This window comes from Neobacillus sp. PS3-40 (assembly GCF_030915485.1).
GTDB lineage: Bacteria > Bacillota > Bacilli > Bacillales > Cytobacillaceae > JAUZPL01.
This window is the reverse complement of the sequence record NZ_CP133266.1, coordinates 4146584-4159258: the sequence shown is the minus strand read 5'-3', so window position 1 is coordinate 4159258 and position 12675 is coordinate 4146584. Positions and strand designations below refer to the sequence as shown.

Sequence of the window (12675 nt, the reverse complement as noted above, 5' to 3'; positions counted from 1 at the left end):
TAATATTTTGACATGATGGAAAGTGTCTCCTGTTACTTCTTTAGTAAATCTTGAACAATTTTAAAACTTTCACGATATCTCAAAGTAACTGTTACTCTCTCTTGTGTACCAATTTTTCTAAATGAGTATTCATAAGGTGGAGTATTTTCAGTATTAATACTCGCCTCTTGTTTCCACTTTTCATTGGATAGGTACTTCTTAAACTCATCAACCTCATTGTTAATTTCAGTCTGTTTTTGTTTTTCCAAAGGTATATCTTTTTTTCTTAATTCCTCATTCAAATCCCTTTGTCTTACTATTGCTTGTTGCTGTTGTGTTTTATCTCGCATATCATGTCTAAAACCCATTTCCATCACTCCTCACCAAATATTTTCCATTACAATCTTCTCCAAAGAGTGACAAATTCCCTTTATTGAAAAATAAAAACATCCTCGTATTTTGAGGATGCCTTCCAATATCAACTTAACATTTCATCCAATTTTTCATCTTCAAATTCTTTAGTAGCTTTTAAAGCACCCAATAAGAATTGATAGTAATCATAGTTGATATTACTGTTTAATTTTTTGAAACCTTCTTTTGCCTTTTCTGTAACAATTGACTTCGAATGATAATTCTCTAAATATAAAACTGATTTAGAAGCCCATTGTTCAAAGTTTATGGAATCAAAAAATTTACCTCCCATTCCTTCACTTGCTTCTGATTCTAGAGTTTCACCGGTTTGAATTAATTTATCTAGCATATCTTTCACCTCCCTTTTATCTACTAGATTCGACAAAAGGGTAATTTTCCCTGCTATTTATTTACATTTTAATATAAAGAAATTATTCTCCTTCTTATTCCAGAAACATTCAATACATACTGCCTCGGTCTAGGCATAGGATGGGGCTTCCCTTTATTCTTTCTCTCATGTTCATAATATCGCTGCTTTATCTTATTCCAATCATAAGGATACATTGCAATAAACATATCCACATATTCATCCTTCGTAAATCCTTTACCTAACTGATTAATCACTTCATTACATTTCTCATCCACATTCTTAATCATTGCCATTAGCAATCACTCCAATATTTATAGGTCACGTTTGACCGGACTTGAACCGATAAACTATCCACGGGGCAATGTGAATATGCTCTAACCAATTGAGCTACAAACGTGAAAAAAGGTAAAATAAAAAGCCACTTTATTTAGGCTTGGTTTGATGCATCTTTACTTCTTATCACTATTTCAATATGTTCCCAATTGTTTTTAGTATCACATTGACCACATTCCCATTCTGCCAATTCTTCATCTTTTATCAAGCAGTCACATTTTGCACAGTAAATACCATCAGATATTACTTTTTCCATTTATTCAACCTCTTTTTAATCCAACTATTTTTAATCTTAACTTTAAATACAGGCTCTCTCATTTCCAATGATGCAAGTGCCAACTCAAGTCCATTGTATAAACCTCTCATATACTGATCATATTCTGTACTTGGATCACTCCCTTGAATATCTAACGTTTTAGCAATTTCATTTATTCTTTTTTCCAACGGCACAAATCCATTTTTTCTACTCATGCTACAATATCCACCTTTCTAATATCGTTATATGTGACCCACTCACCTAACTCCATTAACTCTTTACAGACATAAAAATAGAACCCCTCATCCAATATGTCAGGTTCAGCATCAGTCGTTATGTATTCAATAAATATATCCCTGTATTCCTCATTATCTTCAAAAAAGTCATGCACATTATCATGCCACAAATCATCCATATAGCGATTAATATTAGAGTTTTCTTCCAGTATCCTTACCTTAATATCCTCACGAACATCAACAGATTCATCAGAATTTAAATAGGGATCGAATATCCAACCTTCAGAATCAATATAAAAACGTTCGTTGAAACTCATATTCACAGACTTATCATTCACATACTCTCTAAAATTTTCTTCATGGCTTTCCATTTCAACTAACTGATTCATCACGTATTCTTCAACATTACTAATCTCAAATGGAACGGAAATAATCCTAACATCTGACGCTCTGTCTAAGTCCTTAGGATAGCAAATAAACACATCGCACTGACTATAGACAAAGTATTCCTCAACTATCCAATCCTTTAATACAGTCCTTACAGGGGCATTATAGAAATCTAATTTCTTATGTATATCGGCACATTTTCTTCTAGCGACTTTATCATTTTTAGCCCATAAGGCTATACATTGTTCAGGAGATTCTATAATAAATGGGTCATAACATTTATAGAGCATCATTTAGTTATCTTCTCTTCCTTCATATATTCTATCGTTGCACATAATGCGTCTTTCATCTCTTCAGCCACTTTATTTGCAAGTAAATCATAATCAATTTCCACTTTTTCAATTTGCTTGGATTGAGCAGAATCTTTTAAATAATTTAGGGTTTCAGTCATCATTTCATTTTCGTCATATAACCTTGATATGAACGGCATCAGTCCATTAAACATATCTTGATTCGCTTTCCTAGACGCTTTATATGCTGCTTGATAAACAATATTCTCAAGCGAATCTAATGTCATAGTTACTTTTATTTTGTCTTTTTCCATTACTCAACACCCTTTCTTTGGCTGTACGATCAAAGGCTGACCTCTCAATGGAGTTTAAACGTCAGCCCCTCATACAGAGTAAAATAAACTACTTAATTATGGAGGTAATATAAGAATGAAATTACTGTACGCTTTTCCACAGCCCGAGTAAATTCTAAATTATATTGCCGATTTCTTATTTTTAGAGTCCGAGAAAACAGCGATGGCACCAATCACATGGTTGGTGATGCGGACATGATGTTTAATCTATAAATTTAACAGAAAAACTAAAAATTTCTTCAATTCTTCTGTTTACTTCTGGTGATATATCACGTTGATTCCTTTCCAAAAGCGACAAATAGGATTGACTTACTCCCAATTGTTCAGCTAATTGCTCTTGAGTCATCTCACTGAGCACTCTAAGTTTTTTTATTTTTGACATCTTCACTTAACTCACTCCTCCACCGCCTAACTTAATGATAAATAAAATATTTTATGACTTAAAAAAATAAAGATAGATATGGTTGACAAAATATGTTTTTATGTGATATTATATATTTGGATATTTATATACATTTTTAGATTAAAAATAAAATGAAAGACAATCTCCCTAGCAAGACTGCCTCTTTACAAAAAAGGAGAAAGAAGATACTCACCCTTTGACGTGTCAATAGCTTTCCTTCTTTCCCATTAGAGCCTTAACTATTTTTCATGTCAAACAAAAGAACCCTTATAAGTCAAGGGTTCTACTAAGTATGTATTTTATTAACCTATAACTCACCGTTATTTTGACTTATGTTTTTGTTGTCTCTTTCTATTATTCTCTTTATTTCTGTCGCTCTGGCATGAATCACAACGTATCTGTCTTTGTTTTGGCTCCTCAATTACCTCCCCACACTCGATACACTCCACGATCCCTTGAATATTCAATTGTAAATTCCTCACAATATCATTTCCGAACATGAACCAGAGACTTTGCTTATTTTTGGTTTCCTTTATGTCATACAGATATTTGATTAAAACATCAACAACTAATTCCCTTTTACCTAACTTTAATAATTCATCTCTAAACTCCTTATAAACTGCAAGTTCACACGACTTCTTAGAGCCTTCTTTTTCCTTCAATTGCTTCTTAATATCCCAGTGTTTCAATTTATTAATTTTCTCGAATACTTCTATTATTTCCTTGTTTTCATCCACCTTTACCTTAGGATTTTTCATTAATTTTTTATAATCAAATCCTTTAATGACTTTTTCAAAATGGATTCGATTATTAGGAATGATTTTTTCTGAAACCAACAAATCAACTACACTATTGCTGCTTGTTGCTACCTGATCTTTACTTTTACCTTTCGCAAAACGGAAAAAGTGGGGAACTTTATTTCCAGTATGTTTTTTGATTTGCTTATTTATTTCAGGTGGACGAGTCGGATACCAAAGACTTTTTGCATAATCTATACATGCATTATTTTCATAGACTAACCTTTTTATTGAGTCTAAATCTGGCTCTTTATTTGCCCATATCTTACTAATCTCATTTGAAATTTCTCCAATATTTTTCGCATAAGCTTTGGTCAATCCGCTATAGAGATTAGCGTTTGTAATTTTTTCTTGAGTTGCAACTCCTAACTCATATTGCAACACTCTAATGCCTTCCATGTGCCTCTCAGCAATAGATACGAAGCTAGGTTCACACACGATCAGACTGTCATCGCCATCTACATCGAACATTAATTGCTTACTTATCATATCTTTTACACTTGTATAAATATTCTTAGTAATGAACCAATCGCTTATTTTTATTTCTTTGCCATCCCTTATCACTTTATCAACCTTATTAGTCCGACAACAGTGTTCTCTGAATAAATGGGGGCTCCTTAGAGCGTCTAGCCTTTGACCATCATCATAAAGCGAACAACTAACCTCTCCATCATTCAGCAATCCATTAGGACTCTCAATACCTAGGAATAGCCATTCTGCAAATGCAAATAAATCAGGGGCAATATATGTTCTTTTAGTCCCAGGAATTAATAATTTACCAGCCCTAGCACTCTTGATAAGTGACAGTCTCTTTTCCTTAATAACTTCTTTGCAATAATCGTCATTCAATAAATTCGGATAAATTTCCAATGCCTTTTCTAATCCTCGTTTATTCTCATTTGACTTACCAGCACCGAGAATATCCATCATAACCTCAATATCATTTCCTACACTCTTGATAGTATTTACCGTATGTTCGCTGATTTTTTCTAATTCTTCTTTGGTCATTTTATTTAAAGTTTGCAATACTTGATATGATATAGGCTTATCATCGAACACTTCAACTTCTTCCTTACACTTAGCTGCTTCACAACCATATTTCTTAAATGCGTCTTGATAGTCCTTCCACGAATCGAAGAAACGATGCATTTTGAATTGTGAGGCTGTGAAAATATACAAAATACCTTCCTTCATCACATCATGATCTTCACCATAAATATCTTTTACAATTGGATTTCCATTAAATTTCTTTATGAACTTGTATATCGGAAAACCGATCATTAATCCTTTAAAAAACGGCATTCTAAATTGGAAACTTTTATTATCTTCATCAGCTGAAGCAAGATACATTCCAGCTCCGTCAGTGTGCGGAATTTCTACCGGCATATTACAAGGGTTAATATTATAATCGCTGTCAATATAATCCACATCGGCATTTATGATAGTAGAAAAATCTGGAACTACAATTGCTTTTGTAATATCAAAGTCTTTCCAAGGTGTACTCGCTGTATTGCACAAGGCTGTATAACTACTAAATTTATTTAAGTTCATTCCACCTTTATTATTAATATCTTCAATTGATAATCCACACATTAATTTATTCTTTACTTTTTCATAAACAGATGACTTGATCCAAATTGATTTTTTATTTCTGATATTCCCAGCACTGGAGGTGAAATATTGATAGACATCATCTCCATACTTGAAGCCTTCGTTCATGATTTGTTCGAAAATTGCATACCGATACGCACGAACAACAATAATATCAGTTGTGGTTTTATCCTTTTTAACCCCAAGTGTTCTAGTTAATGTAGATTCAAATTGTGATATTTTATTGGAACTTCTCAAAGCATCATCCCTAAGAATACGTCTACCTTTATATTCCACTGCTTCTTTATCAAGTTTTTCTTTTAACTGAGAAATACAATTATTAATATATTGTTCTGACCTATATAATAATGAATCCTTATTGACTATGTATGTATGTGATTTTTTATCAAATATTAAATATTCATCAATTGACGGTTTGAATAATATATACTTTTCATGAAGATTAATAATCTTCTTTTCTAATTTATTTATTTCTGATTCATAGGATTCAAATTCCGTATCCATTTGTAGTAACTTATTAGATGTTAATTTAATTTCATTTAGCAAACGAATAACCTCAGCCAAATTAGCCTTATATTGTTTATACTCCATCAATTGTTTATCTAAACTTACTTCCAAATTATTGTAGAATGCTGCAGTATCCACCGAAAAAATGTAAATTTGATTTTGTAATTGTTCACCCGCCATTTATTATTCCTCCGTTTGTATTTTATTTTGATTAAGATTTAAAATATTATATTTCCCCTCAGGGGAAGGACTCACTTTGTAGCGTCAGCGAAAAAGTAAGTCCTTGGGGTGGTTTTATTACTTTGATCTTCTATGTATGTAAAATTAAAGACAAGACCTTGGGGCTTACACCAACTACTTTACTTTGTTCGCAAAAAGACTCACAAAGTAAAGTACCTCAGCCCGCCCCAAACCCGACTGAATTAGAATTTTTCAAAGGTTGCCAACTTTTTATTAAAGGTTGCTAATTGGTTGCCAACTTTTCGTAAACTTAGCAACCTTCAAAACGTTGGTATATAAGGCTTCATTTCAAAAGGTTGTCAAGGTTGCCGACTTTTTTCACTTGCTTATAAAAATGTTAAATTATTATTTATTTCTTATATTTTTAACACTTTTATACAAGGAGTTGAAAAAGTTAGCAACCTCGGCAACCTTACCACTCTATCCCTTGGTACATATGGGTTTTTAGGGTTGCCGACTTTATTAAAACTAAGCAACCTTTTGGCAACCTCTCGCAAAAGTTAGCAACCTTTTTATATTTAATATGTTTTAAGACCAATCCAACACATTTGAGTAACTCCGTTTACCTTCTTTTTCTCTTTTGGTAAATTTAATTTTTGTTGAATATGTTTATTGAAATTGATTGATGAAAAGGGTTGTAGCCCATTATCATGACACCACACACGATAATTTTGATATGTATTTGAACAAGGAACACGATCTTTTTCATTCTCTGACTTTATGTAAAATTCATTACAAAACTTCATAATTATGTCTGATTCATTTTGATAATCCTTCACTTGATTATCTATAACTTTCGAGTATGTAAAAGTCCCTTGTTTTTCTAATCTTCTTAACCCTTCAAGTGCATAATTAAGCAACGTACTTAATGCACTGGGGGTCGTTAATTTTTCTAACATTTTGGTATCTTTATTTTCATCTGTGAATTTTCTTGTAAAAGGGAATACCGTTATTCTTCTAAAGAAAGCATCTGTGTTGTCATATGACTTCGGTAAATCATTTGCAGAAAACAATAATTTAGCAAATGGCTTGAAATTGAAGGGATCTTTGCCTTTTCTTTCGGCATTGAAACTTTCACCGCTTGCAATTGCCTTTAAATTCCCAGTTGTTTTCAAGGCATCTGAAGAAATATCAGTGAAGGCATTTAATACTTTGTTCTGTAATTCCGCAATTTTAAATCGTGACCGTTCCCCTTCTAAATCTTGAATTTTCACATTAGAAACATTTCCATCCCCTAACATCTCAAGGATAGTTAGCATTAACTTTGACTTTCCATTCGAACCTGTTCCGGTGAATAAAAATATTTTTTCATACTCAACGATAGGAATTAAAAAATAACCTATCATCTCAAATAAGGTTTTATGGGTATCTTTATCCAATACATTATTGATAAAGTTCTTTATTATTGGATCATTTGCATTTGGGTCGTACTCAACATTAAATTGAATAGTTGAAACTCTTTCTTCATCGTGTTCAATCAATTCACCAGTTTTCCAGTTTAACAACCCATTTTTAACATTTATGTATCCATCATTGGGATTTATTTTTGATATGTCATCTATGATATTTTGATTTTTCAACCAGTATATTACTTCCTCAATCCTACTTTTACGGCTTTCATTTCCTAACAATTCTTGCGATAGGTGCCTGATTTTTCTTTCTGCGTTAGGCTTATAGACACCGTTTTCATAGTAATAATATATTTGTCCGTCATAAAAAGTTGATAAGTATCTATAGTCAATCTCGGTGGATAGCAGAACTGGTTCAAAGTTTCTACCATTTTTACCAATTGAAAAATATTTATCTGGCGAATCAATTACTACTAAATTATCTTTTATACCCTTTTTAGTTTTAGGAGGGTTAATTATTTCATTCTTCACAACTGCTAAATCAGTAACAATTTCTATTTCTTCATCCGTCATTGAATCTTGATACATTTGAAGTTGATATTTCCAATAATCAGGATCATTTTGTAATTCTATTTCCGCTTGCGTCCACGCTTCTTGGGCTTCTTCATACAGTTTTCTTTCACAATCAAGAAGATATTTTTCATAGTCGTTGTAAATCGGCTCTTCCGTTTTATCCATAAAGTAAAACCATTTATGCCCATTAACGGATTTCAATAAAATGTCATCTTGATAATCATATTTGTATTGATAATTTTCCATTATAAAATTTCCACCTTTTCGTTATTAATTTCCTACCCTTGCCTTGCGAAAGTCTTGAGTTGCTTTTATTAACTCTTCAGATCTGTCATACATGCAAAATATTAATTTATTCCTTGGATGGATTCCTTTTGTTATGTAAAAAAAGCCTTGCTGCTTCAAATAATCTGATTCTCCTTGTTGATATGAAAAGTAAAATCTTTCACTAATTTCCTTTTGATATGGGTTCATTTATTTATTCCTCCTAAATTCTATTAAGAGAGAGCCTAAACACTCTCCCCAGTTTCCGATTATTATGTAATTACAGTTTCTTACTTATGTTTATTTTCATCCTCTGTATAGTCCAGAAGCACATAATCCAGATCAATTGCATATCTAAATCCTTGTTCTTCTTCATGCTGTTTTAATTCATTCAAATGATCAGCAAATTGCTTATGTAGATTATGTTTTTCGATAAAGCTATAAACAATACTTGACCAATCATCACATTGAGCTGACACCAAATCATATAATTCATCGAGATTCCTGCAAACTTTTGTCATTATTAATTCCTCCAAATATGTATTTTGAATTGTTTAATAGCTTGATATGAGCGTTTTACATCCAATGTAGGTTTACCCTTTAATAATTCGCTATAAGCGATAATTTGCCATTAATTTAAAGCCTAAAATGATATTTAAATGAATAAATCAGCAAGAAATCACCTCCTTAAAATAATTTAAAAATACTTATTGACAAAGATTGAAAATAATCTATAATAATAGACAAGGTAATATGTTTATTGGACTACCAATCTAGTCAAAATTAAATTGGTGAGTATGATTACCTAAAAAACAGAATACAAAAACACCGACAAGCAAATTGCTTAAACAGCAAAAAGGTTGTCTATTTGATATTTAGATAGAAAGATACCGTTATCCTATCAAATTGGAAAATCAATGTAAAGTGTTTTTTTGAAATATTTTCAAATTAATTTTTTAACCTTATTTGTCCAAGATATATTTTTTATATTTATCTATGTAATGCTGTGGTAATTGCTTCGCATTCGTCTCGAACATCGAAATATACGCTTGTGTAACTTCCAGATGATCCCCTAACTCATTTTGACTAATTTTCTTTTTCCTTCGCATTAAGAGATAAAAATCCTTTTCGGTTTCATTCATATTCTCACCGCCTTCCAATTTATTTTTATAAATAAAAAAAATAATGAATATAATGTTATTTGCTATTGGGAATGATTTATTTTTATAACTAAAAAAAAATAAATACTAATCTAGTATCCCTTCCCACCTAGAGGTTTTACAAAGCTTGAATTGGCAACATTTAGGTAGATAAATTGCAAACTCAGCGTTACTTCCTCACTAGCAAACTTTCAACCTATTGATAACCTATTGATATATCAACGTTAAATAGTCAGATTGCGGAGGTTTTAATCTTCATTTCACCGCCCCTCCAATTGCTCGCTTTTAAAACATAGTAACAACAAGGGTTTGAAGGTAATTTTGAGGACTATTTTACCTAAAATTGTTCAAAAAAGGATGGTTCAATCCATAGGTTCGCTGTGAACCACCGTCTATTTCCTCCTTAGTAGGTTATTGGGGAAATCTTGAAAGTGTTGATATATCAACATCATGTAACGCATTAGAAAAATGGTTATGTATTATATTTATAGGCAACTTCCTTTAAAGGGTATTATCGTTTTCCATCCCCATTTTCGGGGAATGTGGTCATATCAACGTTTCACCCATATCAATACATATTTTTGATACTTAAATTGCCAACAAAACAGCAATGTAATAGTATTTTATTTTCGTTCCACCTAATTCCCATTATTCTAATCCTCCTTTAAAGGGGATTATCTAAAATATACCCTACACATTCCTTAAAACTCAACTGGCTCTAGGGTAAAACACACTTTAAAAAAATTCAAGTTTTTTGTATTTCACTAACATTTTTAGACTCAACATACAAAATAGTCAACAATAACAAGGGTTACAGCCATCTTTCTAAATGCTAACACTTTTTGATTATTGTTTTACCTATACCGATAAATATCATAGAACTACTTCACTAACAAAATACGACCTGTTTGTGATGGACTCAATGAACTTCACAAAAATCAATTTTGAATTGCCTATTGGTTTAATATAATGGCAAATTAGAATAGGAGGTACAATTTATCATGCTTTAAATTAAAAGCGTTAAATCGACCTCTAGTCTACGATGAACCAGACGTTAATTCGGGTGGAATTATTTCTTCAAGTTTAATACCATTGTTCGCTTCGTGTGTAGTGTCACCATTCACCGTCTAAAAAATAAATTTTTAAGCAATTATCTTTTTTATCCCACTTCACATTTTTAACATGGTCAAGAGTACGTTTTTCCTTTTCTGCCGATCCTTCCCAAAATGCTGCTAAGTGTTTTGTATGAGTCCGAATAAATAAGTCGTATTGATCATCGGTTAATTTGAATTTTTTCATCATTTGTAGCCTCCCAACTCAGCAATAAAAATTCATTTACATTAATTGTAATTGTCTGAAATTCCGAGGTTAAAAATGTAAGTTTGGCATCCCTGATATTTTCCGGTTTGATTAATTTTGTAAATAATTCAGGCTGCTCACTCAATACTTCCAAATTTAAAACTGCTGTCCCCTTTAACACTTTTTGATTTTCCATTTTTATCTCTCCCTTTTGATTCGTTTGTTTATCTAGGGAGGTTGATTCTAAGGTGTGTATTTAGGACTCCCGATAAAGGAAGCCCTTTTTCATCTATTAGATTGATACTTCTTCGATTGCAATTCCAAATTCATCGCAAAAAGTAGTTTCCCGATTCAATATTTCAGTTACATCAAAAGAAATTTCTTGAGATGTTGGGCTAGTAATTACCAATTTGGCGCCAACGAAATTAGTAAACAATGCTTCAAGCTGCTCATTTGTAAGAGTTGAAAAATTAAAAGTGTTAATTGTTAATTGATTCATAATCATTTTTTCGTTTGTCATTTTGTATCTCTCCCTTTTTTATTACGTTTAACGTAATTTATATCCTTATCATAATTCCGTTTACCGTAATTGTCAACAACTAAAATTACATTTTGCGTAATTATTTTTAATGGCTTATAATTGTCTTAGGGAGGAGAATATAAAATGACTAAGTTGCTAGAAATACGACTTAAAGAAATACTGAAGGAAAGAAATATTGATCAAAAACAATTATCTGAAATGACTAAATTAACGACAAGAACAATAAGTGAGTTATGTACAAAAAAGACTCAACGATACCCCAAAAAGGTAATTGGATTAATTGCTGAAGCGTTAGAAATAGATGATCTAAATGAATTGTTTTACTTAAAAGAGGAAGCCAAAAAGGGGAGCGAATAATTGCTTTCCTTTTTTGTTTGGCGGAATTCTCCGTTTTAAATAAAAAAAAAGAACCAGCTTTTACACTGATTCCTCTTTAATGAGTTCCATGATACGTTTCGCAACTTCAATTGCACTGTCATCATTAAATTGTTTGTTTTCGAGTTTAACGATTGATTCACAAAATGTGATTATTTTTTCAAGTTTCTCTTTAGAGTTCAATTTCTCACCTCCCTTACATATTTAGCTTGTCCTTCAAAAAGCCTTGATATATAAGCGTTTCTAAACAATGACTTTGTTATACATTATACTAATGATTGGGATGAACTGCTCCACTTTTTCTCCTCCTTTCTATTTGATGAAATTACAGTAAAAGTAATGATAACGGTGTGAAATGAACCAATCTTAAAAAGTCGAGTCGTATCTTATCCATTATTTAAACAAGGAGGCCGGCTTCAGATTGAATCCGACCCCTTCCATTATTAAATAATTTCATAATCCGTTACATTGCGTTCTATAACTCTTGCTCCCTTGACAGTCGCAAAATTACCATTAGCTGAATAAAACACTCCAGAAGCAATAATTTGTTCCATTGATTGCTTCACAATCGCTTGATCGATTGGTTCTTTCGGATTATCAAACGAAAGACTTGCCGCCTTTCCTGATTCTGTTGCAAATAGTAATTCTAATGTTTTGGCCATTTTCCCCACCTCCTACTCTTTAAAAAATCGAGCTTATTACTTAACCAATAATTTCAGAGCTGTCAAAACGCAGGACACTATTAAGCGGATCGTTACATAAAACTGAAATGGCTTGTGCTACTTGAAAAAGTTGGTCTGCTGTTGACTCTTTTTTAACATTGTTTAACGATTTAGTTCTGTAGATAGACTCACCTTTATCGTTCATACCTGCTTCAAAAGTCAATCGTATTGTTGTTTCGGCTAGCATGACCTGTGCCATATTTATCACCTCCCTTCACA

Annotated in this window: 20 protein-coding genes and 1 tRNA gene; 1 reads left to right on the top strand and 20 read right to left on the bottom strand. The window is 32.0% G+C overall.

Features of this window, described 5'->3' with window-relative positions; genetic code table 11:
- Positions 1–32 precede the first annotated feature (32 nt).
- The 17 genes from RCG20_RS20205 to RCG20_RS20125 all read right to left on the bottom strand — a co-directional run bounded on the left by RCG20_RS20205 (position 33) and on the right by RCG20_RS20125 (position 11338).
- Positions 33–347: a hypothetical protein gene (locus RCG20_RS20205; RefSeq protein WP_308181929.1), complete on the bottom strand. Its 315-nt coding sequence runs from the start codon at positions 345–347 to the stop codon at positions 33–35.
- A gap of 110 nt (positions 348–457) precedes the next feature.
- On the bottom strand, positions 458–739 hold the full coding sequence (locus RCG20_RS20200; RefSeq protein ID WP_308181928.1) for a hypothetical protein: 282 nt from the start codon (positions 737–739) through the stop codon (positions 458–460).
- 68 nt (positions 740–807) lie between these two features.
- The gene (locus RCG20_RS20195; protein WP_308181927.1) at positions 808–1053 is read right to left on the bottom strand and encodes a hypothetical protein; all 246 of its coding nucleotides are present in this window, start codon (positions 1051–1053) and stop codon (positions 808–810) included.
- A gap of 26 nt (positions 1054–1079) precedes the next feature.
- Positions 1080–1157: transfer RNA gene (locus RCG20_RS20190), tRNA-OTHER, on the bottom strand.
- Positions 1158–1187: 30 nt separating this feature from the next.
- Positions 1188–1349, bottom strand: a complete 162-nt coding sequence (locus RCG20_RS20185; protein ID WP_308181926.1) for a hypothetical protein — start codon at positions 1347–1349, stop codon at positions 1188–1190.
- Complete coding sequence (locus tag RCG20_RS20180; protein WP_308181925.1) at positions 1337–1564, bottom strand: hypothetical protein; 228 nt, start codon at positions 1562–1564, stop codon at positions 1337–1339. The genes RCG20_RS20185 and RCG20_RS20180 overlap by 13 nt, the downstream gene beginning before the upstream one ends.
- On the bottom strand, positions 1561–2265 hold the full coding sequence (locus RCG20_RS20175) for a hypothetical protein (RefSeq protein ID WP_308181924.1): 705 nt from the start codon (positions 2263–2265) through the stop codon (positions 1561–1563). Before RCG20_RS20175 ends, RCG20_RS20180 begins: the two co-directional genes overlap by 4 nt.
- Positions 2262–2576 (bottom strand): hypothetical protein, encoded by a 315-nt coding sequence (locus tag RCG20_RS20170; protein WP_308181923.1) that lies wholly within the window; start codon positions 2574–2576, stop codon positions 2262–2264. The genes RCG20_RS20175 and RCG20_RS20170 overlap by 4 nt, the downstream gene beginning before the upstream one ends.
- Before the next feature lie 241 nt (positions 2577–2817).
- Positions 2818–2997 (bottom strand): helix-turn-helix domain-containing protein, encoded by a 180-nt coding sequence (locus RCG20_RS20165; RefSeq protein ID WP_308184411.1) that lies wholly within the window; start codon positions 2995–2997, stop codon positions 2818–2820.
- 341 nt (positions 2998–3338) lie between these two features.
- Positions 3339–6113 (bottom strand): hypothetical protein, encoded by a 2775-nt coding sequence (locus RCG20_RS20160; RefSeq protein WP_308181922.1) that lies wholly within the window; start codon positions 6111–6113, stop codon positions 3339–3341.
- A 578-nt stretch (positions 6114–6691) separates the two neighbouring features.
- Positions 6692–8341, bottom strand: a complete 1650-nt coding sequence (locus RCG20_RS20155) for a DNA primase family protein (RefSeq protein WP_308181921.1) — start codon at positions 8339–8341, stop codon at positions 6692–6694.
- A 24-nt stretch (positions 8342–8365) separates the two neighbouring features.
- Positions 8366–8569 carry a hypothetical protein gene (locus RCG20_RS20150; RefSeq protein ID WP_308181920.1) on the bottom strand — a complete coding sequence of 68 codons (204 nt, stop codon included), beginning with the start codon at positions 8567–8569 and terminating at the stop codon, positions 8366–8368.
- A gap of 80 nt (positions 8570–8649) precedes the next feature.
- Complete coding sequence (locus RCG20_RS20145) at positions 8650–8880, bottom strand: hypothetical protein (protein ID WP_308181919.1); 231 nt, start codon at positions 8878–8880, stop codon at positions 8650–8652.
- A gap of 441 nt (positions 8881–9321) precedes the next feature.
- Positions 9322–9501: a helix-turn-helix domain-containing protein gene (locus RCG20_RS20140; RefSeq protein WP_308181918.1), complete on the bottom strand. Its 180-nt coding sequence runs from the start codon at positions 9499–9501 to the stop codon at positions 9322–9324.
- A gap of 1131 nt (positions 9502–10632) precedes the next feature.
- Entirely contained in the window at positions 10633–10821 is a 189-nt protein-coding gene (locus tag RCG20_RS20135; protein WP_308181917.1) for a hypothetical protein, read from the bottom strand.
- Complete coding sequence (locus tag RCG20_RS20130; protein WP_308181916.1) at positions 10793–11014, bottom strand: hypothetical protein; 222 nt, start codon at positions 11012–11014, stop codon at positions 10793–10795. The genes RCG20_RS20135 and RCG20_RS20130 overlap by 29 nt, the downstream gene beginning before the upstream one ends.
- Positions 11015–11110: 96 nt before the next feature.
- A complete protein-coding gene (locus RCG20_RS20125; RefSeq protein ID WP_308181915.1) occupies positions 11111–11338 on the bottom strand; it encodes a hypothetical protein in 228 nt (75 codons plus the stop codon).
- Between the two features lie 144 nt (positions 11339–11482).
- Between RCG20_RS20125 and RCG20_RS20120 the strand changes: the two genes are divergently transcribed.
- Positions 11483–11716: a helix-turn-helix domain-containing protein gene (locus tag RCG20_RS20120; protein WP_308181914.1), complete on the top strand. Its 234-nt coding sequence runs from the start codon at positions 11483–11485 to the stop codon at positions 11714–11716.
- A 60-nt stretch (positions 11717–11776) separates the two neighbouring features.
- Here RCG20_RS20120 and RCG20_RS20115 read toward each other — a convergent pair whose 3' ends face one another.
- From RCG20_RS20115 to RCG20_RS20105, 3 genes are all read right to left on the bottom strand, one after another.
- Positions 11777–11917 (bottom strand): hypothetical protein, encoded by a 141-nt coding sequence (locus RCG20_RS20115; RefSeq protein ID WP_308181913.1) that lies wholly within the window; start codon positions 11915–11917, stop codon positions 11777–11779.
- Positions 11918–12177: 260 nt separating this feature from the next.
- Positions 12178–12396 carry a DUF2922 domain-containing protein gene (locus RCG20_RS20110; RefSeq protein ID WP_308181912.1) on the bottom strand — a complete coding sequence of 73 codons (219 nt, stop codon included), beginning with the start codon at positions 12394–12396 and terminating at the stop codon, positions 12178–12180.
- 40 nt (positions 12397–12436) lie between these two features.
- A complete protein-coding gene (locus RCG20_RS20105; protein ID WP_308181911.1) occupies positions 12437–12655 on the bottom strand; it encodes a DUF1659 domain-containing protein in 219 nt (72 codons plus the stop codon).
- Positions 12656–12675: the final 20 nt, after the last annotated feature.